General features: G+C 71.0%; 24 protein-coding genes and 2 tRNA genes. 10 read left to right on the top strand and 16 right to left on the bottom strand.

Annotated features, from left to right (window positions below; translation table 11 throughout):
* Nucleotides 1–66 precede the first annotated feature (66 nt).
* The 7 genes from lexA to PSEJ35_RS0101165 all read left to right on the top strand — a co-directional run bounded on the left by lexA (nucleotide 67) and on the right by PSEJ35_RS0101165 (nucleotide 6,313).
* On the top strand, nucleotides 67–720 hold the full coding sequence (gene lexA / locus PSEJ35_RS0101195; RefSeq protein ID WP_028916185.1) for a transcriptional repressor LexA: 654 nt from the start codon (nucleotides 67–69) through the stop codon (nucleotides 718–720).
* A gap of 171 nt (nucleotides 721–891) precedes the next feature.
* Entirely contained in the window at nucleotides 892–1,923 is a 1,032-nt protein-coding gene (recA, locus tag PSEJ35_RS0101190) for a recombinase RecA (RefSeq protein WP_028916184.1), read from the top strand.
* A gap of 135 nt (nucleotides 1,924–2,058) precedes the next feature.
* The gene (locus tag PSEJ35_RS0101185) at nucleotides 2,059–2,436 is read left to right on the top strand and encodes a TfoX/Sxy family protein (RefSeq protein WP_028916183.1); all 378 of its coding nucleotides are present in this window, start codon (nucleotides 2,059–2,061) and stop codon (nucleotides 2,434–2,436) included.
* 31 nt (nucleotides 2,437–2,467) lie between these two features.
* Nucleotides 2,468–2,944: a recombination regulator RecX gene (gene recX / locus PSEJ35_RS0101180; protein ID WP_028916182.1), complete on the top strand. Its 477-nt coding sequence runs from the start codon at nucleotides 2,468–2,470 to the stop codon at nucleotides 2,942–2,944.
* A gap of 180 nt (nucleotides 2,945–3,124) precedes the next feature.
* On the top strand, nucleotides 3,125–5,773 hold the full coding sequence (gene alaS / locus PSEJ35_RS0101175) for an alanine--tRNA ligase (RefSeq protein ID WP_028916181.1): 2,649 nt from the start codon (nucleotides 3,125–3,127) through the stop codon (nucleotides 5,771–5,773).
* Between the two features lie 158 nt (nucleotides 5,774–5,931).
* Nucleotides 5,932–6,135, top strand: coding sequence for a carbon storage regulator CsrA (gene csrA / locus PSEJ35_RS0101170; protein WP_028916180.1), 204 nt, complete (start codon nucleotides 5,932–5,934; stop codon nucleotides 6,133–6,135).
* A gap of 85 nt (nucleotides 6,136–6,220) precedes the next feature.
* A tRNA-Ser gene (locus tag PSEJ35_RS0101165) sits at nucleotides 6,221–6,313 on the top strand.
* Between the two features lie 149 nt (nucleotides 6,314–6,462).
* Here the strand turns inward: PSEJ35_RS0101165 and PSEJ35_RS0101160 are convergent.
* The 11 genes from PSEJ35_RS0101160 to PSEJ35_RS0101110 all read right to left on the bottom strand — a co-directional run bounded on the left by PSEJ35_RS0101160 (nucleotide 6,463) and on the right by PSEJ35_RS0101110 (nucleotide 14,623).
* A complete protein-coding gene (locus tag PSEJ35_RS0101160; protein WP_028916179.1) occupies nucleotides 6,463–6,978 on the bottom strand; it encodes a DUF1643 domain-containing protein in 516 nt (171 codons plus the stop codon).
* 199 nt (nucleotides 6,979–7,177) lie between these two features.
* Nucleotides 7,178–7,254 (bottom strand) — tRNA-Arg (locus PSEJ35_RS0101155).
* Nucleotides 7,255–7,294: 40 nt separating this feature from the next.
* Nucleotides 7,295–8,164 carry an alpha/beta fold hydrolase gene (locus tag PSEJ35_RS15040; RefSeq protein ID WP_037081990.1) on the bottom strand — a complete coding sequence of 290 codons (870 nt, stop codon included), beginning with the start codon at nucleotides 8,162–8,164 and terminating at the stop codon, nucleotides 7,295–7,297.
* Nucleotides 8,161–8,982 carry a bifunctional hydroxymethylpyrimidine kinase/phosphomethylpyrimidine kinase gene (gene thiD, locus PSEJ35_RS0101145; protein ID WP_028916178.1) on the bottom strand — a complete coding sequence of 274 codons (822 nt, stop codon included), beginning with the start codon at nucleotides 8,980–8,982 and terminating at the stop codon, nucleotides 8,161–8,163. The genes PSEJ35_RS15040 and thiD overlap by 4 nt, the downstream gene beginning before the upstream one ends.
* A gap of 4 nt (nucleotides 8,983–8,986) precedes the next feature.
* Nucleotides 8,987–10,711 (bottom strand): SulP family inorganic anion transporter, encoded by a 1,725-nt coding sequence (locus PSEJ35_RS0101140; RefSeq protein WP_028916177.1) that lies wholly within the window; start codon nucleotides 10,709–10,711, stop codon nucleotides 8,987–8,989.
* A gap of 16 nt (nucleotides 10,712–10,727) precedes the next feature.
* The gene (locus PSEJ35_RS0101135) at nucleotides 10,728–11,447 is read right to left on the bottom strand and encodes a YoaK family protein (protein WP_028916176.1); all 720 of its coding nucleotides are present in this window, start codon (nucleotides 11,445–11,447) and stop codon (nucleotides 10,728–10,730) included.
* Between the two features lie 2 nt (nucleotides 11,448–11,449).
* Nucleotides 11,450–11,704 (bottom strand): helix-turn-helix transcriptional regulator, encoded by a 255-nt coding sequence (locus PSEJ35_RS0101130; RefSeq protein WP_028916175.1) that lies wholly within the window; start codon nucleotides 11,702–11,704, stop codon nucleotides 11,450–11,452.
* 207 nt (nucleotides 11,705–11,911) lie between these two features.
* Complete coding sequence (locus PSEJ35_RS0101125; protein WP_028916174.1) at nucleotides 11,912–13,312, bottom strand: PhoH family protein; 1,401 nt, start codon at nucleotides 13,310–13,312, stop codon at nucleotides 11,912–11,914.
* Between the two features lie 124 nt (nucleotides 13,313–13,436).
* The gene (locus PSEJ35_RS0101120; protein ID WP_028916173.1) at nucleotides 13,437–13,913 is read right to left on the bottom strand and encodes a peroxiredoxin; all 477 of its coding nucleotides are present in this window, start codon (nucleotides 13,911–13,913) and stop codon (nucleotides 13,437–13,439) included.
* Nucleotides 13,910–14,032, bottom strand: coding sequence for a hypothetical protein (locus PSEJ35_RS17745; protein WP_255326708.1), 123 nt, complete (start codon nucleotides 14,030–14,032; stop codon nucleotides 13,910–13,912). Before PSEJ35_RS17745 ends, PSEJ35_RS0101120 begins: the two co-directional genes overlap by 4 nt.
* A 15-nt stretch (nucleotides 14,033–14,047) precedes the next feature.
* Nucleotides 14,048–14,623: a glycine cleavage system protein R gene (locus tag PSEJ35_RS0101110; protein ID WP_156924692.1), complete on the bottom strand. Its 576-nt coding sequence runs from the start codon at nucleotides 14,621–14,623 to the stop codon at nucleotides 14,048–14,050.
* A gap of 147 nt (nucleotides 14,624–14,770) precedes the next feature.
* On the opposite strand from PSEJ35_RS0101110, the gene dapA reads away from it, so the two are divergent.
* Complete coding sequence (dapA, locus tag PSEJ35_RS0101105; RefSeq protein ID WP_028916172.1) at nucleotides 14,771–15,682, top strand: 4-hydroxy-tetrahydrodipicolinate synthase; 912 nt, start codon at nucleotides 14,771–14,773, stop codon at nucleotides 15,680–15,682.
* A 23-nt stretch (nucleotides 15,683–15,705) separates the two neighbouring features.
* Nucleotides 15,706–16,224: a hypothetical protein gene (locus tag PSEJ35_RS0101100; protein ID WP_028916171.1), complete on the top strand. Its 519-nt coding sequence runs from the start codon at nucleotides 15,706–15,708 to the stop codon at nucleotides 16,222–16,224.
* 92 nt (nucleotides 16,225–16,316) lie between these two features.
* Here the strand turns inward: PSEJ35_RS0101100 and fdxA are convergent, their stop codons facing one another.
* The 5 genes from fdxA to PSEJ35_RS0101075 all read right to left on the bottom strand — a co-directional run bounded on the left by fdxA (nucleotide 16,317) and on the right by PSEJ35_RS0101075 (nucleotide 20,346).
* Complete coding sequence (gene fdxA / locus PSEJ35_RS0101095; RefSeq protein ID WP_024868157.1) at nucleotides 16,317–16,640, bottom strand: ferredoxin FdxA; 324 nt, start codon at nucleotides 16,638–16,640, stop codon at nucleotides 16,317–16,319.
* Nucleotides 16,641–16,711: 71 nt separating this feature from the next.
* Nucleotides 16,712–17,611: a 2-dehydro-3-deoxygalactonokinase gene (locus PSEJ35_RS0101090; RefSeq protein WP_028916170.1), complete on the bottom strand. Its 900-nt coding sequence runs from the start codon at nucleotides 17,609–17,611 to the stop codon at nucleotides 16,712–16,714.
* A complete protein-coding gene (locus PSEJ35_RS0101085; RefSeq protein ID WP_232207550.1) occupies nucleotides 17,608–18,507 on the bottom strand; it encodes an SMP-30/gluconolactonase/LRE family protein in 900 nt (299 codons plus the stop codon). The genes PSEJ35_RS0101090 and PSEJ35_RS0101085 overlap by 4 nt, the downstream gene beginning before the upstream one ends.
* Before the next feature lie 28 nt (nucleotides 18,508–18,535).
* Nucleotides 18,536–19,684 carry a galactonate dehydratase gene (gene dgoD / locus PSEJ35_RS0101080; protein ID WP_028916168.1) on the bottom strand — a complete coding sequence of 383 codons (1,149 nt, stop codon included), beginning with the start codon at nucleotides 19,682–19,684 and terminating at the stop codon, nucleotides 18,536–18,538.
* The gene (locus PSEJ35_RS0101075) at nucleotides 19,681–20,346 is read right to left on the bottom strand and encodes a 2-dehydro-3-deoxy-6-phosphogalactonate aldolase (protein ID WP_037081988.1); all 666 of its coding nucleotides are present in this window, start codon (nucleotides 20,344–20,346) and stop codon (nucleotides 19,681–19,683) included. The genes dgoD and PSEJ35_RS0101075 overlap by 4 nt, the downstream gene beginning before the upstream one ends.
* A 240-nt stretch (nucleotides 20,347–20,586) precedes the next feature.
* Between PSEJ35_RS0101075 and PSEJ35_RS0101070 the strand changes: the two genes are divergently transcribed.
* The gene (locus PSEJ35_RS0101070) at nucleotides 20,587–21,549 is read left to right on the top strand and encodes a LysR substrate-binding domain-containing protein (RefSeq protein ID WP_028916166.1); all 963 of its coding nucleotides are present in this window, start codon (nucleotides 20,587–20,589) and stop codon (nucleotides 21,547–21,549) included.
* The last annotated feature ends 22 nt before the right edge of the window (nucleotides 21,550–21,571 follow it).

Raw genomic sequence — 21,571 nt, 5'->3', positions numbered from 1 at the left:
AAAACAATTTACCCGGGAGTCAGGCGGCTTGCGTCGCCGGGCTGGTTAGTAGTAATACTGCTAACCATGGACCTGACCGATACCCAGCAAGCCATCCTGGCCCTGATCGCCGAGCGCATCGAAGCCGAGGGCCTGCCGCCTTCGCAGGCCGAGATCGCCCGCGCCTTCGGCTTCAAGGGCGTGCGCGCGGCGCAGTACCACCTGGAGGCACTGGAGGCGGCCGGGGCGATCGAGCGCCTGCCGGGTCGCGCCCGCGGCATCCGCCTGAAGGTCGCGCCGGTGCCGCCGCAGGCCGAGCTTGCGTTGGCGGCGGCTTCGAATGACGACGCCCTGCGCCTGCCGGTGCTGGGCCGGGTCGCCGCCGGTGCGCCGATCGGCGCCGACGTGCCGGTCGGCATGGCCGAAAGCTTCGTGGTCCTGGACCGCGTGCTGTTCTCGCCGGCGCCGGACTACCTGCTGAAGGTGCAGGGCGATTCGATGCGCGACGAGGGTATCTTCGACGGCGACCTGATCGGCGTGCACCGCACCCGCGAGGCGCGTTCGGGGCAGATCGTGGTGGCGCGGGTGGACGAGGAGATCACGGTCAAGCTGCTGAAGATCGGCAAGGACCGCATCCGCCTGCTGCCGCGCAATCCCGACTACGCGCCGATCGAGGTGCTGCCGGACCAGGATTTCGCCATCGAGGGCCTGTACTGCGGCCTGGTCCGGCCCAACCGCTGATGGCCGCGGGGCGGGCCGGCGCGGCGTTTTCCGACATCCCGGCGCGGCGCGTGACGATGGCCGGGCCCCGCCGACGCGACTAGTTTCAGTTCCATCGGCGGCCGTCGCAGCCTGTGCGACCGGCCTGCCGCAGACTTCGCAACACACCACTGACACCCGAGGACACCCCAGATGGACGAGAACAAGAAGCGCGCCCTTGCCGCCGCCCTGAGCCAGATCGACAAGCAGTTCGGCAAGGGTTCGGTGATGCGCATGGGCGACCGCGCGATCGAGGCGGTCGAGGTCATCCCGACCGGTTCGCTGATGCTGGACATCGCCCTGGGCATCGGCGGCCTGCCGAAGGGCCGCGTGGTCGAGATCTACGGTCCGGAATCCTCGGGCAAGACCACCCTGACCCTGCAGGCGATCGCCGAGTGCCAGAAGCAGGGCGGCACCGCCGCCTTCATCGACGCCGAGCACGCCCTGGACCCGATCTACGCCGCCAAGCTGGGCGTCAATGTCGACGACCTGCTGCTGTCGCAGCCGGACACCGGCGAGCAGGCGCTGGAAATCGCCGACATGCTGGTGCGCTCGGGCGCGGTCGACATCCTGGTGGTCGACTCGGTCGCCGCGCTGACCCCGAAGGCCGAAATCGAGGGCGAGATGGGCGACCAGCTGCCCGGCCTGCAGGCCCGCCTGATGAGCCAGGCCCTGCGCAAGCTGACCGGCAACATCAAGCGCTCCAACACCCTGGTGATCTTCATCAACCAGCTGCGCATGAAGATCGGCGTGATGATGCCGGGCCAGAGCCCGGAAACCACCACCGGGGGCAACGCGCTGAAGTTCTACGCCTCGGTGCGCCTGGACATCCGCCGCATCGGCTCGATCAAGAAGGGCGACGAGATCATCGGCAACCAGACCAAGATCAAGGTGGTCAAGAACAAGCTGGCGCCTCCGTTCAAGCAGATCGTCACCGAGATCCTGTATGGCGAGGGCATCAGCCGCGAGGGCGAGCTGATCGACATGGGCGTGGAGGCCAAGCTGGTCGAGAAGTCCGGTGCCTGGTACGGCTACGGCAGCGAGCGCATCGGCCAGGGCAAGGACAACGCCCGCCAGTACCTGCGCGAGAACCCCGCGGTGGCGGCGAAGATCGAAGCCGAGCTGCGCGAGAAGTTCCAGCCGGCGGAGGCGTCGCGTGACGAAGGCGAGGGCGACGACGACTGAGTCGAGGCCCGTGTATCCCGTCCCCTGCCGGCGTGAAGTCAGTGGCGCGCCGGCGGGGGACGGTCTTGAAGGCCAGGATGGGCAGGCGCCACGGACGGCGCACACTTCCAGCAGAACGCCCTGACCGGACTTGCGATGGCTACTGACCCGCACTTCGTCGACTACGTGCTCGAGCAGGCCGGGCTGGGCGACGCGTTGGCATCGCGACGCATGTTCGGTGAGTTCGGGCTGTACCTGGACGGGGTGTTTGTCGCGGTGGCCGCCGACAACATGCTGTTCCTCAAGCCCACCGGGGCCGCCCGCGAGCTTCTGCCGGCAGTGGTCGAAGCGCCCCCGTATCCGGGCGCGCGCCCATGGTTCGTGGTCGACGAGGCACTCGACGACCCGGAGCTGCTGCGACGCCTGCTGCGCACCACCGCCGCCGCGCTGCCGGCGCCCGGGCCGAAATCCGCTTCCCGGGCCGCGTCCGCTCCGGGTCTTACGTCCCGCCGTGCCACGCGTCCACGCCAGTAGGCCCGCGATCCCGATCCGCCGTTTCCAGCCGATGTCCGAGCCTTCCCGCCGCAAGCCACGTACGCCGCAGACCCCGGTGCAGCGGGCACTGGGCCTGCTGGTGCGGCGCGAGCATTCGCGCAAGGAGCTCACCCGCAAGCTGGCCGTCCGTGGCGTCGATGCCGAGGAGGCCGCCAGCGCGGTGGAGCGGCTGGCCGGGGAGGGCTGGCAGGACGACGCCCGCTTCGCCGAGTTCCTGGTCCGCAGCCGGGCCAACGCCGGTTACGGCCCGCTCTTCATCCGCGCCGAACTGGGCACCCATGCCCTGGGCGGCGAGGTGGCGGCCGCGGCCCTGGACGGCTTCGAGGGCGACTGGAACGAGATCGCCCGCGACCTGGTGCGCCGCCGCTTCGGCCCCGAAGGCCCGGTCGACCTGGCCCAGCGCCGCAAGGCCGCCGACCTGCTGGCCCGGCGCGGTTTCGATGGCGACACCATCCGCGCGGCCACCCGCTGGGACCCGGACGACTGACCGCCCGGTCAGGGGGCGATGAGGCCGGAAAGGCCATGCGGGGTCCGGACGGCCGATGCCTGTTTACCCCCTGTCCGCCGGCGAATGGGCCCGCTCTGATACCCTTTGCAGGTTGATTTCCCGTTCCTCCGGGCGCGCCGCCGTGCCGTCCCGGCCGGACCCGTCCCCAGCGAAAGCCAGATGACCCCCACCACCCCGTACACGACTGCCCGCATCCGCAGCGACTTCCTCGAATTCTTCAAGGGCAAGGGCCATACCATCGTGCCCTCCGCGCCGCTGGTGCCGGGCAACGACCCGACCTTGCTGTTCACCAACTCGGGCATGGTCCAGTTCAAGGACGTGTTCCTGGGCGCGGAGAAGCGCAGCTACGTGCGCGCGGCCGATGTCCAGCGCTGCCTGCGCGCCGGCGGCAAGCACAACGACCTCGACTCGGTCGGCTACACCGCGCGCCACCACACCTTCTTCGAGATGCTGGGCAACTGGTCCTTCGGCGACTACTTCAAGAAGGAAGCGATCGCCTGGGCGTGGGAGCTGCTGACCGGCGTGTGGAAGCTGCCGAAGGAGCGCCTGCTGGTCACCGTCTACCACACCGACGACGAGGCCTACGCGATCTGGCGCGACGAGGTCGGCATTCCGGAAGACCGCATCATCCGCATCGGCGACAACAAGGGCGCGCCGTTCGCCTCGGACAACTTCTGGCAGATGGCCGACACCGGCCCCTGCGGCCCGTGCACCGAGATCTTCTACGACCACGGCGAGCACATCGCCGGCGGTCCTCCGGGTTCGCCCGACGAGGACGGCGACCGCTTCATCGAGATCTGGAACCTGGTGTTCATGCAGTTCGACCGCCAGCCCGACGGCACCCTGGTGCCGTTGCCGGCGCCGTGCGTGGACACCGGCATGGGCCTGGAGCGCCTGGCGGCGATCCTGCAGCACGTCCACACCAACTACGAGATCGACCTGTTCCAGGCACTGATCCGCAAGGCCGCCGAGCTGACCGGCACCGGCGACCTGGAGAACAAGTCGCTGCGCGTGATCGCCGACCACATCCGTGCCTGCTCGTTCCTGATCGTCGACGGCGTGCTGCCGTCGAACGAGGGCCGCGGCTACGTGCTGCGCCGGATCATCCGCCGCGCCCTGCGCCACGGCTGGATGCTGGGCGTGCGCCAGCCGTTCTTCCACAAGCTGGTCGGCACGCTGGTCGAGCAGATGGGCGAGGCCTATCCGGAACTGCCGGCCGCGCAGGACACCGTCGAGCGCGCGCTGAAGGCCGAGGAGGAGCGCTTCGCCGAGACGCTCGACTCGGGCATGCGCATCTTCGACGAGGTCGCCGCGCGTGCGACCGGCGGCGTGATCCCCGGCGGCGACGTGTTCCGCCTGTACGACACCTACGGTTTCCCGGTCGACCTGACCGCGGACATGGCGCGCGAGCGCAACATGACCGTGGACATGGCCGGCTTCGAGGCGGCGATGGAGCAGCAGCGCGAGACCGCGCGCGCCGCAGGCAAGTTCGGCGGCGGCGTGCAGCTGCCGGCCGAGCTGGTGGCCACGCTGCAGCCGACCGCGTTCCTCGGCTACGACCAGCTGCAGGCCGACGGCCTGAAGGTCGTGGCGCTGCTGCGCGACGGTCGCCCGGTGGAGGAGGTCGCCGCCGGCGACGAGGTCATCGTCCTGCTCGACCGCACCCCGTTCTACGCCGAATCCGGCGGCCAGGTGGGCGACACCGGCACGCTGGAGGCGCCGCGCGTGCGCATCGAGGTGACCGACACGCAGAAGTTCGCCGGCCAGTTCCACGGCCATGTCGGCCGCGTCGCCGAGGGCTCGCTGAAGATCGGCGACGAGCTCTCCGGTTCGGTCGATGCCGCCCGGCGCGCCAGCACCGTGCTCAACCATTCGGCCACCCACCTGCTGCACGGCGCGCTGCGCGGCCTGCTCGGCACCCACGTGGCGCAGAAGGGCTCGCTGGTCGCGCCAGACCGCCTGCGTTTCGACTTCTCGCACTTCCAGCCGGTCGCGGCCGAGGAGCTGGAGCGCATCGAGCGCATGGTCAACGACGAAGTCCGCGCCAACCATCCGGTGGTGATCCAGCAGATGGGCATCCAGGAAGCGCTGGACATGGGCGCGATGGCGCTGTTCGGCGAGAAGTACGGCGAGCGCGTGCGCGTGGTGAAGATGGGCGAGTCGGTCGAGCTGTGCGGCGGCACCCATGTCGGCCGCACCGGCGAGATCGGCCTGTTCAAGATCGTCTCCGAAGGCGGCGTGTCCGCCGGCGTGCGCCGCATCGAGGCACTCACTGGGCAGGGCGCGCTGGACTACGTGGCCAACGAGAGCCGCAGCCTCGACGAGGCGGCCGCGGTGCTCGGCGGCAACCGCGCCGACGTGGTCGACAAGGCCCGTGCGCTGGCCGAACGCGTGCGTCGCCTGGAGCGCGAGATCGAATCGTTCAAGGCCAAGGCGGCCAGCAGCGCCGCCGCCGACCTGGCCGCGTCCGCGGTCGACGTGGGCGGGATCAAGGTGCTGGCGGCGCGGCTGGAAGGCATGGACGCCAAGGGCCTGCGCGAGGCTGTGGACCGCCTCAAGCAGCAGCTGGGCGACACTGTGGTGCTGCTCGCCGGCACCCAGGGCGGCAAGGCCGCACTCGTCGCGGGCGTGAACGGATCCGCAACGGGCAAGGTCAAGGCCGGCGAACTTCTGGCCCATGTCGCCGGTCGTATCGGAGGCAAGGGCGGCGGCCGCCCGGATCTCGCCCAGGGTGGTGGCGAGGACGGGCCCGCCCTTGCCCTTGCGCTCCAGGACGTTCCCGCGTGGGTAGGCGAACGCCTGCACTGACCGCGCGCCCCTTAACGACCGTCACCATCGGCCTTGCCGGTCCGATGGTGACGGCAGTACGATCAGCCGGTTGTTTCCGCACGCTGCTGGTTGGACGCGCATGGCCCACCCTGGACCTGCGCAGCCGGCGAAGGCACGCCGGCGCCATGGAGAAGACAATGCTGATTCTGACCCGCCGCGTAGGCGAAACCCTGATGATCGGAGATTCGATCACCGTCACCGTGCTTGGGGTGAAGGGCAATCAGGTGCGCATCGGCATCACCGCACCCAAGGACGTTTCCGTGCACCGCGAGGAGATCTACCAGCGGATCCAGCGCGGCGAGGCGCCGTCCAGCGGTGGTGAATCCGACCAGTCGGCCTGAGCCGACAAAAACGTTTGCCGCGAAACGGCCCAGACGGTATCCTTTCGCGGCCCGCGGCGGACACACACCGAGTCGCGGGCTCCCCGGAGTGATGCCCGAGAGGCCGAAGGGGCTCCCCTGCTAAGGGAGTATAGGGTCAAAAGCTCTATCGAGGGTTCGAATCCCTCTCACTCCGCCAGTTCATGCGAAAGCCCGCAGCGATGCGGGCTTTCGTGTTTTCAGGCCGTGCTTCGGCGAACCGCCGACGGGACGCGGAGGCGGGCAAGGCCTGTGGCCTGCGATGTTTGTGGCTGTGCGGGTTCCCGGCCTGCTTGCGTCGCGCGCGCGTCACGCATGTGCCGCCTTCTTCCACTTCCACTCGCGTGGCCGGCTATCGCCGCGGAGGTACAGCGGATGGCGCGGCTCGCCGGCGCGGGTGAGTCCCAGGTGGTGCATGCGATGGCCGGCCTCGCGAAGCAGGCGGGCGACGTCGGCGCCGCGTCCGCGCCAGGCGCCGTCCATGCCCCAGGCGCAGACGATGCGCTCGCTGGCCGCGGCAGCCTGCAGGATCCACGCGTCGTTGTCGGGGCCGACGGGGTCGTCGGCGGCATGGAGATCGCGTGGCGAGGTGGCGCGCCACGCGAACAGGTTGGCCACGAGCAGCTGATGGAAACCCCAGGCCCGAGCAAAGCCCATGCAGCGCCGGATCGTGGGATCGTCGACTTCGCCGTCGGCGATGCTGGGATTGAGCATGACGAAGGTGCAGGTACGCATCCGCGCGGGCCGGGCGAAGGTGCGCACCAGCCGGTAACGGTAGCGCCCGCATGGTGACAGCTCGGCACTCCTGCCAACGGCTCCGGTCATCTGCCTGCGTTTCACGACGGGGTCGGGCGGATCATCGCCGAAGGCGGGCGCGCATGCAGCGGGTGCAGTGCACCCTGGAGTGCCGCGACCGGGACGTGTGGCAACCTCGCCTTGCGCGGCCCGCATGCGCGCGGGATGTCATGCGGATCGCAGGCGAAAAAAAAGACTGCCGACGTTTCCGTCGGCAGTCTTCGAAAAATGGCGCGCCCGGAGAGATTCGAACTCCCGACCGCCTGGTTCGTAGCCAGGTACTCTATCCAGCTGAGCTACGGGCGCGCTGCGAGGAGCGGAATTATGCTGGTCGGGCTCAGGTTCGTCAACATTCCGGCGAAAAATTTTTCAGGTCGCTTGCGGCAAAGGCCCTGGCGACCTCTTCCGGCTGCTTCATCCAGCCGAAATGCCCGGACGGGGTAAGCGGCGCGATGGCCGCGTCGAGGGCGAGGATGCGCGCCGGTGCATTCGGCAGCTTGTCGACCAGGGCCTGCATCGACGCGCGGGGCGCCAGCCAGTCGTGTGCCGGCAGCAGGCCGGTCACCGGCGCCCGCACGCGGGCCATCCCGGCTTCCAGGTCGGCCTCGAGTCCGGTGGCCGCATAGTGGTTGGTCAGGCCCACGCGCGCCCAGTCCGCGATCAGGCCGCGGGCTTCGGTGCCGCCGAAGCCCAGGCGCCGGCCGGGCAGCACGCCCTGGCGCCGCGCCAGCCAGGGCAGGAAGCGGAACAGCAGCGGCAGCAGCCAGCGACGCGGCGGCGGGAAGGTGCGCCAGTACGGCGTGCCGGCGGCGACCAGCCACAGGCCCGCGAAGGCTTCCGGATGCTGGCCGGCGAAGCAGCAGGCCAGCTGGCCACCGAGGCTGTGCCCGCCGATGAGCAGTGGCAGCGAAGCATCGTCGGCGGGCAGGGCCTGCAGGCTGGCCGGCAGATCCAGCGCGACGATCTCGCGGTAACCCCAGTCGACCGCGCGCGAAGGACGCAGCGAGCTGCTGCCGTTGCCGCGCCACTCGTGCAGGTACGTGGCGATGCCGTGCGTGGCCAGCGCATCGGCGAAGGGCAGGTAGTGGCGCGCGGCCACGCCCAGCGCGGGCAACCACAGCAGCCGCGCGCGCGGCGCATCGGGCCTGCGCCCGATGAGGATCCAGCGGTGCCCGTCGGCAGCGACGACGGGCAGTTCCGGAGCGGCGACGGTCATCGGCCAGGCAGGGTGGCGAAGTGGTCGAGCACCACGACGTCGCCCCTGCCGGGGCGGTAGCCGCCGCGCAGCGCGGCATGCACGTAGTCGACCGCGGCGGCGCAGGCCGCGCGCAGCGACAGCCCGCGCGCGAGGTTCGCGGCCACCGCCGAGGCGAGCGTGCAGCCGGTGCCGTGCGCCTCGAGCCGCAGCCGCGGATGGGCGGTGCGCTGTTCGCCATCGGCGTCGGCGAGGATGTCGACCACCTCGCCGGTGCCGGCCAGGTGCCCGCCCTTGAGCAGCACCGCCGGCGCGCCCAGCACGCGCAGCGCCGCGGCGGCCTGCGACATCGCGGCGAGGTCGGCGATCTTCCAGCCCAGCAGCAGCTCGGCTTCAGGCAGGTTCGGCGTGACCACCGTGGCCAGGGGCAACAGGCGGGTACGCAGGGCCTGCAACGCGGATTCCTCGAGCAGGCGTGCGCCGCTGGTGGCGATCATCACCGGGTCGAGCACCACGTGTGCCGGGCGGTGGCGTTCCAGCGCGCGGGCCACGGTCTCGATCACCGCGGCGCTGGCGAGCATGCCCAGCTTCACCGCGCGCACGTCGAAGTCCTCGAAGCAGGCCTCGAGCTGCGCGTCGAGGAACTCCATCGGCGGCACGTGCACTGCGGTCACGCCGCGGGTGTGCTGCGCGGTCAGCGCGGCCAGCGCGGACAGGCCATGCACGCCGTGGGCGGCGAAGGTCTTCAGGTCGGCCTGGATGCCTGCCCCGCCGCCGGAATCGGAGCCGGCGATGGTCAGGACGGAGGCGGGGCGGGTGTGGGCGGCCGATGGGGTCATCGGCCTATTGTGCCTCGGCCCGCGTGCCCGGTGCGTGCGTGGCCAGCGAGGCGGCCAGGCGCAGGGCGTGCTCGAAGTTGGAGGCGAAGCGCACCTGCGCGTGCAGCGCGCCGAAGTCCATCTCCGCCAGCACCCGGTTGGGCTGGGCCTGCAGCCCCGACACCACCAGCACGATCCCGCGGCGTGCGCAGCGCCGCGCCAGGTTGCCCAGTGCGTGCACGCCCGATGCGTCGATGATCGGGACCAGGCCCATGCGCAGGATCAGCACCTTCGGCGGCGCGACGAAGGTGTCCAGCAGGTTGTCCAGGCGGTTGGCCGCGCCGAAGAACAGCGGCCCGCTGATCCGGTAGACCTCCACCCCTGGCGGCAGGCGCTCGCGCTGCTGCTCGTCGGTGCGGCGCGGGTCGTCGGGCGCCAGTTCGTCGTCGGAAGCGCGGATGCCGGAACTGATTTCCACGCTCTCGGCCATCCGGTACATGAAGACCACCGTGGCGATGGCCAAGCCGACCTGGATGGCCACGGTCAGGTCGAAGAACACGGTCAGGCCGAAGGTCGCCAGCAGCACGATGCGGTCGCCCCACGGCGCCGACAGGGTGTGGCGGAAGTGCTGGTACTCGCTCATGTTCCAGGCCACCACCAGCAGCACCGCGGCCAGCGCCGGCAGCGGCACATGGCCCATCAACGGCGCCAGCACCAGCACGAACACCAGCAGGAACAGCGCGTGCAGCATGCCCGCCACCGGCGTGCGCGCCCCGGCGCGGATATTGGTGGCCGTGCGCGCGATCGCGCCGGTCGCCGGCAGCCCGCCGAACAGCGCCGAGCCGACGTTGGCCACGCCCTGCGCGACCAGTTCGCCATTGGAGCGGTGGCGGCCGCCGGTCATGCCGTCGGCGACCACCGCCGACAGCAGCGATTCCACGCCGGCGAGGAAGGCGATGGTGAACGAGCTCGGCAGCAGTTCGAGCGTTCGCTCGAACGGGATGTGCGGGATCTCGAACGCCGGCAGCGCCGAAGGCAGCTCGCCGAACCGCGAGCCGATGGTGTCCACCGGCAGGCCGGCCACCAGCGCCACCGCAGTGCAGGCCAGCAGCGCCAGCAGGAAACCCGGCCAGTTCGGTCGCCAGCGGCGCTGCACGACGATCACCGCCAGGCCCAGCACGGTCAGCGCCACCGTCGCCGGCCGGGTGGTGGCCAGGTGCTCGATGTAGGCGGTCCAGCGCGGGATGAACTCCGCCGGCACCGCGTCCATGCGCAGGCCCAGCGCATCCTTGACCTGGCTGGAGAAGATGCTGACCGCGATGCCGGCGGTGAAGCCGGTGATCACCGGCTGCGGCATGTACTTCATCAGCGTGCCCAGCCGCAGCAGCCCGGCGGCGATGAGCATCAGCCCGGCCAGCAGGGTACATAGCACCAGGCCGCCGAAGCCGAACCTCTCGATCACCACGAACACCACCGGGATGAACGCCGCGGTCGGCCCGCCGATCTGCACCCGCGAGCCGCCCAGCGCCGAGATCAGGAAGCCGGCGATGATCGCCGTGTGCAGGCCCTTTTCCGGCGTGGTGCCGCTGGCGATCGCCAGGGCCATGGCCAGCGGCAGGGCGACGATGGCCACGGTGAGGCCGGCCACCGCGTCGGCGCGCAGGTCGTTCCAGCCGTAGCCCTCGCGCAGGGCCGTGTGGAGCTTGGGTACGAACTGCGACAGGTACTGGCGTACGTCGGTGCTCGCCATCGGCTCCCCCTTCGGGTCAGCGTGGTTGCAGAGGTTCCCGGGTGCGGTCCGGCGCGGTCTGCTTCGGGCGCGACCGGCGCAGCGTCCAGTTGCGGTAGACGACGTAGCCGATGCCGGTCAGGCCGGTGAGCGTGGCCGGGACCAGCAGCGCCTTGTAGTGCCAGGCGCGGAACGCCCACGCGCCGAGGATGCCGCCGCCCAGGAAGCCGCTGATGATCAGCCCGCTCAGGGTGAGGCGGCGCATCGGCAGGGGCATGCCGCGCAGCAGGTGGCCCAGGCCGATGCCCAGGTCGGTGAACATGCCGGTGAGGTGGGTGGTGCGCACGATCGCGCCGCTGTAGGTCGTCACCATCGCGTTCTGCAGGCCGCAGGCGGTGGACGCCAGCAGCGCGCCGAAGATCTGCCGGTTCTCGAACATCGGCACCGAGGCGGCCAGCAGCAGCGCTTCGATCGCCAGCACAACGCCGTAGCGCCGGCCCAGGCGCAGCGTGCTGTCCTGGATGATCAGGCCGCTGATCGTCGCGCCCAGGCTGAAGGCGATGAGCACGGCCCACAGGTGGCCGACGGAGCGCCAGTCGCCGCCGGCCAGGGACGCGCCGAGCAGGGTGGTGGTGCCGGTGAGGTGGCTGACCGCCTGGTGCTCGAAGCCGAGGTAGCCGATCGCGTTGACCATGCCGGCGATGCACGCCAGCGTCACCGCGCCGACCCAGACCCAGCGAGGCAGCTGCACGCCCATGGTCAGCGACCGGCCTCCTTGAGGCGCACGCCGCGGCCTTCGCCGCGGCTGGGCTGGCCCGGGCCGATCAGTTCGATGCCCGCCGCGTCGAGCGCGTCGACCACCTTCATCAGCGTGTCGACCACGCCGCGCACGGTGCCCTCGCTGGCTTCCATGCGCTGGATCGTCGGCAGCGACACGCCCGACAGCGCGGCCAGCTGGCGCTGGTCGATGCCGAGCAGGGCGCGGGCGGCGCGTAACTGGGCAGCGGTGAGCATGCCCGGAATTGTCCTCCTCCAGCCATGCCTATGCAAGTTTCAGGCTTGCCTGGTGATGTTTGAGACATCAAACGCGCCTGCCGACGCCCGGCCCTGCCATCGCTGCCGTGCCAGCGTCGCCGGGCCCCGACCCTCCGCCCGGTCCCCCGCTCCGCGCCCCCGGCCCGCGCCCATGCCGTCCCGCCGGGGCATGCCGGCGGGCCGCGGTCAGAGCACTTCGGAAGCGAAGTCGGCCAGGCGCGAACGTTCACCGCGGCGCAGGGTGATGTGCGCGCTGTGCGGCCAGTCCTTGAAGCGGTCCACCGCGTACGTCAGGCCCGAAGTAGTCTCGGTCAGGTACGGGGTGTCGATCTGCTCGACGTTACCCAGGCAGACGATCTTGGTGCCCGGGCCGGCACGGGTGATCAGGGTCTTCATCTGCTTGGGCGTGAGGTTCTGCGCCTCGTCGAGGATCAGGTAGCGCGACAGGAAGGTGCGCCCGCGCATGAAGTTCATCGAACGGATCTTGATCCGGCTGGCGAGCAGGTCGTTGGTCGCCGCGCGGCCCCAGGCGCCGCCTTCCTGGTTGTGGGTGAGCACCTCCAGGTTGTCGGTCAGCGCGCCCATCCACGGGGTCATCTTTTCCTCCTCGGTGCCTGGCAGGAAGCCGATGTCCTCGCCGACGCTGACCGTGGCGCGGGTCATGATGATCTCGCGGTAGCGCTGCTGGTCCATGGTCTGGGCCAGGCCGGCGGCCAGCGCCAGGAGGGTCTTGCCGGTGCCGGCGGTGCCGAGCAGGGTGACGAAGTCGATCTCCGGGTCCATCAGCGCGTTGAGCGCGAAGTTCTGCTCGCGGTTGCGCGCGGTGATGCCCCACACCGCGTGCTGGCCGCCGCGGAAGTCGTCGACCAGCGACAGGGTGGCCCTGCCGCCTTCCACCCGGGTGACGCGCAGTTCGACCTCGTCCTCGCCGGGCAGGTACAGGAACTGGTTCGGGTGCCAGTCCTCGTCCTCGGCCAGCACCACCTCGTAGCTGGTGCGGCCGCGGTCGGACCAGGAGCGCAGGTCGGCGGAGTGGCGCTTCCAGAAGTCCTCCGGCAGCTCGGTGGCGCCGGTGAACAGCAGGCTGAAATCGTCCAGCGCGCGGTCGTTCTCGTAGTCCTCCGACACGATCCCCGCGATCGCCGCCTTGATCCGCAGGTTGATGTCCTTGGAGACGAACACCACCGGGATCTCCGGCGGGGTCTGCTCCTTCAGCGCCAGGATCGCGCCGAGGATGGCGTTGTCCGGGATCACCGCGCCGAAGCTCTTGCCGGCCTCGAAGTGGTCGGTCTGGAAACGCAGCACGCCGGCGCTCTGGCGGCCGCGCAGCTGCACGCCCTGCGGCTGCTGCAGCGGGATGCCGTCGGCCATCCGCTCCAGGCCGGAGGCTTCCACCAGTTCGTTGAGGAAGCGGCTGACCTGGCGCGCGTTGCGGCTGGCCTCGGACGTGCCTTTCTTGGCGTTGTCGAGTTCCTCGATGACCTGCATCGGCAGGTAGATGTCGTGCTCCTCGAACTTGAACAGCGCGGTGGGATCGTGCATCAGCACGTTGGTATCCAGCACGTAGATGCGCTTGCCTCGGGTCATCGTGGCTTCCTGGTGGGAGGGGCGGCGTCCGCGCCGGCGTGCACGGCGCGCACGGAGGGCGGACAGGGGCGCGCCGTCGCGGCCTGCGGGGCAGGGCGACGGCGGGAGGTGGCGGCGATGGCGGTCACTGCGTGGTTTCGGCCTTCAGTGCGTCGAGCACGGCCTGGGCGTGGCCGGGAACCTTGACCCCGCGCCATTCGCGGGCGATGCGCCCGTCGGGCGAGATGAGGAAGGTGCTGCGGACCACGCCCAGCACCTTGCGCCCGTACATGTTCTTCTCGTGGATCACGTCGAAGGCGCGACACAGCGCTTCGTCGGCGTCGCTGACCAGCGGGAAGCGGAAGCCCTGCTTCGCGCAGAAGTTGTCGTGCGACTTCACCGAATCGCGCGAGACGCCCAGCACGTCGGCGCCGAGTTTCGCGAACTCCGGCAGCAGCGCGTTGAAGTCCAGGCCCTCGGTGGTGCAGCCGGGCGTGCTGTCCTTCGGGTAGAAGTACAGCACCAGCCAGCGGCCCTTGTAGTCGGCGAGGGTGGCGGTGCGGCCGCCGGACAGGGCCAGCGGCAGCTTGAGGGTGGCGCGGTCGAGCCTGGTGGTACTCATGGGGTGCCGGCCTCCCGACGTTCCGCCTCCAGGGCGTCCACCCGCTTCTTCAGGCCGGCCACTTCCTTCTGCTGGGCCGCGAAGAGCGCGAGGGCGATGAGGAACAGGACGAATTCCAACGAGGCCTCCTGCGGTCAGAACTTCATCGGGTCCATGATGGCGTCGAGGTTCAGGTGGTCGCAGAACTCGAGGAAGTCGTCGCGCAGGGCGGCGATGTGCATGTTCGCCGGCACGCCGATGGTCACCTGCGCCGAGAACATCTCCGCGCCGGTCTGCATGGCGCGGTAGCGGGTGCTCTGCAGGTTCTCGATGGTGATGCCCTGGCGGTCGAAGAAATCGGCCAGCTGGAACAGGATGCCGGGCTTGTCCGCCGCCACCACCTCGACGATGTAGGGCAGCAGGTTGGACTGCACCTGCTTGGCGGCGGTGCGGTACCAGTTGAGCTTGAGGCCTTCCTCGCGCTCGAGGCGGCCGAGCATGGTTTCCAGCTTCGCCACCGCGTCCCACGAACCGGTTGCCAGCGCCGTCATCGACACATCGCGGCCGACCGTGGCCAGGCGTGCGTCGACGAGGTTGCAACCGCTGTCGGCGATGCGCCGCGTCACCGCCAGCAGCGGCGACTCCGGATGCGTCGTGTAGGCGTTGATCAGGAGGTGGTTCTCGTTCGGCGAGGGCCGGGGCGGGGTGTCGGTCAAGTCGGCTTCCGGCATTGTGTTGCTTAGGCTGAATGGCGGGCCGCAAAGGGCCTGTGCCTGGTGGGCAGCATACTTGCCCGTGCTTTCGGGCCGCAAGTATGATCGGGCTCCCGAAAAGCGGCCCGCGCCACGCGCCAGCCGCCGAAACCAGAGCGGAACGCTTTGCACCCCACCGGCCTGATCACCGCGCTTGCGACCCCGTTCGACGAGGCCGGCGCGCCCGACCTCGATGCCTGGCGCCGGCTGCTGGAATGGCAGCTGGCCGCGGGCGTCCAGGGCCTGGTCGTGGCCGGGTCCACGGGCGAGGCGGCGATGCTCTCGGACGACGAATACGACACCGTGCTGCAGGTGGCGGTTGAAACCGTCGCCGGCCGCGTGCCGGTGCTGGCCGGCACCGGGCAGCAGGGCACCGCGCACACCGTCGACCGCACCCGCCGCGCGGCGGCGGCCGGCGCCGATGCGGCGCTGGTGGTGGTGCCGCCGTACGTGCGCCCGACCCAGGCCGGCATGCTGGCGCATTTCCGCGCCGTCGCCGACCAGGGTGGACTGCCGGTCGTGCTTTACAACGTTCCCGGCCGCACCGGTTCGGACCTGCTGCCGGAAACCGTGGCCGAGCTGGCCGCGCACGGCAACATCGTCGGAATCAAGGAAGCAGTGGCCGACCGTGCCCGGGTCGAGGCGCTGGTCGCGCTGCGCTCGCCGGGGTTCGCCGTGCTGGGCGGTGACGACGCCAGCGCCGCGCGTTCGATGCTGGCCGGAATGGATGGCCTGGTGTCGGTCGGCGCCAACGTCGCCCCGTCGGCCTACCGCCACCTGTGCGACCTGGCCCGTGCCGGCGATGCCGGCAACGCGGCGCTGGCATGGGACGCGCGACTGGCGCCGCTGCATGCGTTCTGCGGCGTCGAACCCAATCCCATCCCGGTCAAGGCGCTGCTGCAGCGCCTCGGCTACGGCCACGGCCCGCGCCTGCCGCTGCTGCCGCTGTCAGCGCAGCACCACGAGCAGGCCGCGCGTATCGTGGCGCTGGTCCGTGAACTCGAAGCACACCACGGCCGCGAACCGCTCGCGGCCTGACCCATCAACGGAGAGCTATGCCGATGTCCCAGTCTTCCCGCCTTGTCCGCGCTTCCGCGGGCGTGCTGCTGGCCTTCACCGTGGTCGCGTCGCTGGGCGGCTGCTCCTGGTTCCGCAAGGGCGCGCGTGGCGACTATGCGCTGAGCCCGGAGGCGCGTCCGCTGGAAGTGCCGCCGGACCTGAACCTGCCCGACACCTCCGGTGCGATGGCGCTGCCGCCGGCCTCCGGCCAGCGTCCGCAGCAGGTCCCCGGCGCCGCGCCGGCGGCCTCGCCGAGCGGCTTCACCGTGGACGGTACCCGCGACGAGGTGTTCGCCCGCGTCGGCACCGCGCTGGAAGGCATCGAAGGCCTGACCATCTCCAGCCGCGCCCAGCTGCTGGGCACCTACGACGTCAGCTACGAGGGCACCGACTTCCTGGTGCGCGTGGTCGCGGTGGAGAACGGCGCCTACGTGTCGGCGGTCGATCCGCGCGGCGTGCCGGCCACGGCGCCGGCGGCGCTGAAGGCCATCGCCGCGGTGCAGGCGGCGCTCGCGCGCTGACCCGCACGCCGGCGGCAAACGAAAAGGGCGCCCATTGGGCGCCTTTTCCGTATCCATCGCCAGGAGCGGCGCGCGCAGGCGCGCGGGAAGGCTCAGCGTTCCAGCAGCGGCAGCTTGCCGGGCTTGCCGTCCCACTCGGCCGCGTCGGGCAGCGGCTCCTTGCGCACGGTGATCACCGGCCAGGCGCGGGACAGTTCGGCATTGAGCGCCACGAAGGCTTCCTGGCCGGCCGGCACGTCGTCTTCCGGGTAGATGGCCTTGGCCGGGCATTCCGGTTCGCACAGGGTGCAGTCGATGCACTCGTCCGGGTCGATCACCAGGAAGTTGGGGCCTTCATGGAAACAGTCGACCGGACACACCTCCACGCAGTCGGTGTACTTGCACTTGATGCAGTTCTCGGTGACGACGAAGGGCATGGCGGTGTATTGCGGAAGGAACTGGCTGCATATTCTAAGCCAGCGGCCGCCCGCCGTGCCCGCCGGGACAATCAGGCCAGGCCGCGGGCCCGCGCCAGGCGATGGATCCCCGCCGCGGCCAGCTCCTCCGGATGGCGCAGGACTTCGACCCCGCGCGCCTGCAGCGCGTGGGCGTAGCGCTCCGCCAGGGCCTCGTTGCCGACCAGGTGCACCGGCGCGGGCAGGCCGGCCAGCGCCGCCTGCAGTTCGTGGCCGATGAGCAGGCCCGACAGGTAGGAGGGCAGGGCCGCAGCCGGGAAGCGGTTGAACAGCGAGGCGGTGCGCACGCCGAACAGGTCGTGCAGCAGCCCGCCGGCCGGATCGGCGCTGCAGGCCAGGCCGGCGTCGAACGCGGCCGGATCCAGGGGCGGCTCGCCCGGGGGCATGCTGCGGCCGAGGATGCTGTGCGTGCGCAGCAGCGCGTAAAGCTCGCCGGTCAGCGCGGTGGACAGGCGCACGATGGCGCCGTCGCGCACCTGCACCCACTTGCTGTGCGTGCCCGGCAGGCAGACCGTGTGCATGCCCGGGCCCAGCGCCGGTTCCAGGCCAACGACCTGGGTCTCCTCGCCGCGCATCACGTCGCCGGCGGCGGTGCTGCGGTCGGCCATCCCGGGCACGCACCACAGCGCGCGCCCGGCCAGGCCCGGCGCCTCGGCGGACGCGTCCAGGCGGAGCATGCCGGCGGCCAGCGCGCCGACGTCGGCCGGGCAGCGCACGTACGGAACCTCGATCCAGCCGCCGCGCGCGCCGACCATGCCAGCCATCACCACCAGCGGATCGTTCCAGCCGTCAATCAGGCCGGCGAGGACGCGGCCGAAGCGGCCTTGGCAGGACAGTGCGCCTTCGTCGCTGCGGCGCCGCTCGAGCACGCTGCCGTCGTCGGCCAGGCGGTAGGCGCGCAGGCTGCTGCCGCCCCAGTCGACCGCGATCACGGCAGCACCACCCGGCTTTCGGGCAGGCCCAGGCGGCGCCAGAGCGGCACCGCGTAAAGGCTGCCCGATTCCGGTGCCGCCGCGCGCGCGCTGGCGTCGAGGCCCTGCGGCGAGGTGATCACGTAGAGCGTATCGAGCGCCTCGCCGCCGATGGCGCAGCACGACGGCTGCGGCACCGGCATCGGCACGATGCAGTCGGTGCTGCCGTCGGCGCGGTAACGCACCACGCGGGCGCCGCCCCATTGCGCGTTCCACAGCGCGCCCTCGGCGTCGATGCAGGAACCGTCGGGCGCGGCGCCGTCCAGGTCGACGCGGGCGAACTGGCGCGAAGGGCCGACCTGCGCGGCGTCGGGATCGTAGTCGCAGGCCAGGATCACCGGCTGTATCGAATCGCACCAGTACAGGGTGCGGCCGTCGGGCGAGAAGCAGATCGAGTTCGGGATCGCGCTGGGCGGCAGCGGCAGGAGGCGCAGGCCGTGGTGCGCCGAGTACTGGTAGAACGTCCCGATCGCGGACTTGTCCGCCGATTCGTCCATCGTGCCGAACACGAAGTTGCCATGGCGGTCGGCGCGGCCGTCGTTGCTGCGGGTACGCGGTTCGTCGGCCTGCACGTCGGCGAGGTGCCGGAGCGGCAGTTCGCCGTGCCCGCGCAGCGCCGCGTCCAGGTCCGCGCGCTGCAGCGATTTCGCCAGGGCCAGCAGCAGCGAGCCGTCGGTGGCCAGGGCCATGCAGCAGGGCCGGTCGGGCAGCACCCAGCAGCGCGAGACGCCGCTGGCCGGGGCGTGCATCCACAGCCGCGAACCGTCGATGTCGACCCACAGCACCAGCGCGCGGCGCTCGGACCACAGCACCCCCTCGCCATGCGCGCAGCGTGAGGGGACGACCAGTCGGGCCATGGGTTCGGCGGGCTCCATCGCCGCCTTTCTACCATTCCGCGACGCTGCCGTCCGCATGGCGCCAGACCGGGTTGCGCCAGTCCGGCGGGTTGGCGTGGGCGTGGCGCAGGCGGTCCTCGTCGATCTCCACGCCCAGGCCGGGGCGCGGCAGGGCGGCGATGTCGCCGCCGACGCAGGCGAAGTCCTCCTTGTTGAGGACGTAGTCGAGCAGGTCGGCGCCCTGGTTGTAGTGGATGCCGATGCTCTGTTCCTGCAGCACCGCGTTGTGGGCGACGAAGTCCACCTGCAGGCAGGCGGCCAGCGCCACCGGGCCGAGCGGGCAGTGCGGCGCCAGGGCCACGTCGCAGGCCTCGGCCATCGCCGCGATCCTGACGCATTCGGTGATGCCGCCGGCGTGCGACAGGTCCGGCTGCAGGATCGACAGGCCGCCGGCCTCGAGCACGCGCTTGAACTCGAAGCGCGAGTACATGCGCTCGCCGGCGGCCAGCGGGATCGGGGTGGCCGCGGCCAGGCGCGGGTAGTACTCGGCCTGTTCCGGCAGCACCGGTTCCTCGACGAACAGGGGCCGGTACGGTTCCAGTTCGCGCAGCAGCACGCGCGCCATCGGCGCGGCGACGCGGCCGTGGAAGTCGATGCCGAAGTCGACGCTGTCGCCGAAGGCCTCGCGCACCGCGGCCACCCGCGCCAGCGCCGCGTCGACCGCGCGCGGGCTGTCGACCATCCGCAATTCCTCGGTGCCGTTGAACTTGAAGGTGTCGAAGCCCAGCTCGCGGTAGCCGCGGATGTGCTCGACCAGCTCGGCCGGGCGGTCGCCGCCGACCCAGCGGTAGGTCTTCATGCGGTCGCGCACCAGGCCGCCGAGCAGCTCGTACACCGGCACGCCCAGCGCCTTGCCCTTGATGTCCCACAGCGCCTGGTCGATGCCGGCGATGGCGCTCATCAGCACCGGGCCGCCGCGGTAGAACCCGCCGCGGTACAGGGTCTGCCACAGGTCGTTGATCCGCGCTGGATCGCGCCCGACCAGGTACTCCGCCAGTTCGTGCACCGCCGCCTCGACGGTGCGGGCGCGCCCCTCGACGACCGGCTCGCCCCAGCCGCTGATGCCCTCGTCGGTCTCGACCTTGAGGAACAGCCAGCGCGGCGCGGCGTGCCAGGTGGTGAGGCGGCTGATCTTCATCGAGTGTCCTTCGTCGACGAGGCGGATAAGGCCTGGCGGAACCGGCGCGCGTTGGCGCGCGTGGTTCCGATGTCCTGGCCCGGGCGGTAGAGCTCGCCACCGATGCCCGCGCCGTCGCTGCCGGCGGCGAGGTAGTCGCCCAGCGTGTCCGGGCCCACGCCGCCGACCACGAACAGCGGCACCGGCGGCAGCACCGCGCGCAGCGCGCGCACGTGGCCCGGGCCGTAGGTGGCGGCGGGGAACAGCTTGAGCATCTGCGCGCCGGCGTCGAGCGCGGCGAAGGCCTCGCTGGCGGTGGCGAAGCCGGCAATCACCTGCAGGCCGGCCGCTACCGCGTGGCGGATCAGCGGCGGGTGGGTGTTCGGGGTGACGATGAAGCGCGCGCCGAGTTCCTGCAGCGTGTCCACCTCGGCCGGGCGCAGCACGGTGCCGCCGCCGATCCAGGCGCGATCGCCATGTTCGCGCACGCACGCGGCGATGCCTTGCTCCCACTGCGGCGAATTGAGCGGGATCTCGATCGCGTCGTAGCCCTCCTCGACCAGCGCGCCGACGTGCGCGCTGGCTTCGCCGGCGCCGATGCCGCGCAGGATCGCGATCAGCGGCAGCCGGAACGGCAGGCGCGCAGGGGAGCCGCCGGCGGGCGGCGCCAGGGGATCAGCCATGGGCGGGCGCGCCCGCGGGGCGCGGCGTCGTGCGGGCCGGTGGAGCGGACACGGATTCCGGTCCACGCCCCGCGGTACTGGAACCAGTCATGGCCTCCTCCCAGGCGGATCCCTGCAGCGCCGGCGTGGCGGGACAGGGGTGAATACGGGCGGCGGTAGCCTCGCGCGGGCAGCTATGTTGGGCAAATGAAATTTTCGCCGTAATCTATTCCCGGGATGAATAGATCTCCGGAGGGGGAGATGGCAAAGCCGATCAACCATGCGCACTGGTCCAATCCGTCGCGCCTGAAGACGCGGCACCTGCTCCTGCTGATGCACCTGGACGAGCAGGGCTCGGTGCTGCGCGCGGCCGAGGCGGCGCGCATGACCCAGCCGGCGGCATCGAAGCTGCTGGCCGAGATGGAGGGCCTGCTCGGCGTGCCGCTGTTCGAGCGCCACGCCCGCGGGGTGGCGCCGACCTGGTACGGCCAGGTGCTGATACGGCGCGCGCGCAGCGCCCTGCTGGAGATCGGTCGCGCCCAAGAGGAGATCGCCGCGCTGCGCGACGGCCGCATGGGCCAGGCTTCGATCGGCACCGTGGTCAATCCCGGCACCAACCTGGTCCCGCAGGCGGTGGCCGCGGTCAAGCGCCAGCACCCGGACATCCTGGTGCGGATCGAGATGGACTACAGCCGTCCGCTGGTGGCCAAGCTGCTGGACGGCCAGCTGGACCTGGTGATTGGCCGGATCATGGATCCGGAGGACGGCGCCGAGCTGGTGTTCGAACCGCTGGCCGACGAGCCGCATTCGGTGGTGGTGCGCGCTGGACATCCGCTGGCCGCCCGCGCTGCGCTCTCGCACGCGGACCTGGAGGAATATGGCTGGATCCTGCCGCCGCCGGACAGCGTGCTGCGCGCGCGCCTGGAGACCATGTTCCTGGAGCGTGGCCTGGTGGGCTCGCGCAACACCGTCGAAACTTCCTCGCTGCCGGTGACGATCAACCTGCTGCGTTCCAGCGACCTGCTGACCGCTTTGCCGGTGGAGGCGGTGGCGCCGTATGTGCAGGCGCAGCAACTGGCGGTGCTGCCGCTCGAACTCGGGGTAAGCATGGAATCGTTCGGCATCGTCCGCCGCCGCGGGCACCAGCTGTCGCCGGCCGCGGAAAAGATGCTCGAAGCGCTGCGCGCCACGGCCCGGGAGCTGTATCCCGCCGGCGGCCACTGAGCTTTTCCTCGGGGTTCCCCCG

The organism is Pseudoxanthomonas sp. J35 (assembly GCF_000513995.1).
Taxonomy (GTDB): Bacteria; Pseudomonadota; Gammaproteobacteria; order Xanthomonadales; family Xanthomonadaceae; genus Pseudoxanthomonas.
The sequence above is the reverse complement of the archived record's forward strand: the minus strand, read 5'-3'. Positions and strand labels throughout refer to the sequence as shown.

What these genes read in the sequence shown, in the direction of transcription:
- fdxA (WP_024868157.1), bottom strand. Translation starts at nt 16,640, where the DNA reads ATGCCCTTCGTCGTCACCGAGAACTGCATCAAGTGCAAGTACACCGAC.
- alaS (WP_028916181.1), top strand. Translation starts at nt 3,125, where the DNA reads ATGACCCCCACCACCCCGTACACGACTGCCCGCATCCGCAGCGACTTC.
- csrA (WP_028916180.1), top strand. Translation starts at nt 5,932, where the DNA reads ATGCTGATTCTGACCCGCCGCGTAGGCGAAACCCTGATGATCGGAGAT.
- PSEJ35_RS0101100 (WP_028916171.1), top strand. Translation starts at nt 15,706, where the DNA reads ATGTCCCAGTCTTCCCGCCTTGTCCGCGCTTCCGCGGGCGTGCTGCTG.
- PSEJ35_RS0101085 (WP_232207550.1), bottom strand. Translation starts at nt 18,507, where the DNA reads ATGGCCCGACTGGTCGTCCCCTCACGCTGCGCGCATGGCGAGGGGGTG.
- PSEJ35_RS0101110 (WP_156924692.1), bottom strand. Translation starts at nt 14,623, where the DNA reads ATGCCGGAAGCCGACTTGACCGACACCCCGCCCCGGCCCTCGCCGAAC.
- PSEJ35_RS0101130 (WP_028916175.1), bottom strand. Translation starts at nt 11,704, where the DNA reads ATGCTCACCGCTGCCCAGTTACGCGCCGCCCGCGCCCTGCTCGGCATC.
- PSEJ35_RS0101125 (WP_028916174.1), bottom strand. Translation starts at nt 13,312, where the DNA reads ATGACCCGAGGCAAGCGCATCTACGTGCTGGATACCAACGTGCTGATG.
- lexA (WP_028916185.1), top strand. Translation starts at nt 67, where the DNA reads ATGGACCTGACCGATACCCAGCAAGCCATCCTGGCCCTGATCGCCGAG.
- recX (WP_028916182.1), top strand. Translation starts at nt 2,468, where the DNA reads ATGTCCGAGCCTTCCCGCCGCAAGCCACGTACGCCGCAGACCCCGGTG.
- PSEJ35_RS0101185 (WP_028916183.1), top strand. Translation starts at nt 2,059, where the DNA reads ATGGCTACTGACCCGCACTTCGTCGACTACGTGCTCGAGCAGGCCGGG.
- thiD (WP_028916178.1), bottom strand. Translation starts at nt 8,982, where the DNA reads ATGACCCCATCGGCCGCCCACACCCGCCCCGCCTCCGTCCTGACCATC.
- dgoD (WP_028916168.1), bottom strand. Translation starts at nt 19,684, where the DNA reads ATGAAGATCAGCCGCCTCACCACCTGGCACGCCGCGCCGCGCTGGCTG.
- PSEJ35_RS0101120 (WP_028916173.1), bottom strand. Translation starts at nt 13,913, where the DNA reads ATGAGTACCACCAGGCTCGACCGCGCCACCCTCAAGCTGCCGCTGGCC.
- PSEJ35_RS0101135 (WP_028916176.1), bottom strand. Translation starts at nt 11,447, where the DNA reads ATGGGCGTGCAGCTGCCTCGCTGGGTCTGGGTCGGCGCGGTGACGCTG.
- PSEJ35_RS0101160 (WP_028916179.1), bottom strand. Translation starts at nt 6,978, where the DNA reads ATGACCGGAGCCGTTGGCAGGAGTGCCGAGCTGTCACCATGCGGGCGC.
- PSEJ35_RS0101075 (WP_037081988.1), bottom strand. Translation starts at nt 20,346, where the DNA reads ATGGCTGATCCCCTGGCGCCGCCCGCCGGCGGCTCCCCTGCGCGCCTG.
- PSEJ35_RS15040 (WP_037081990.1), bottom strand. Translation starts at nt 8,164, where the DNA reads ATGACCGTCGCCGCTCCGGAACTGCCCGTCGTCGCTGCCGACGGGCAC.
- PSEJ35_RS0101070 (WP_028916166.1), top strand. Translation starts at nt 20,587, where the DNA reads ATGGCAAAGCCGATCAACCATGCGCACTGGTCCAATCCGTCGCGCCTG.
- PSEJ35_RS0101140 (WP_028916177.1), bottom strand. Translation starts at nt 10,711, where the DNA reads ATGGCGAGCACCGACGTACGCCAGTACCTGTCGCAGTTCGTACCCAAG.
- recA (WP_028916184.1), top strand. Translation starts at nt 892, where the DNA reads ATGGACGAGAACAAGAAGCGCGCCCTTGCCGCCGCCCTGAGCCAGATC.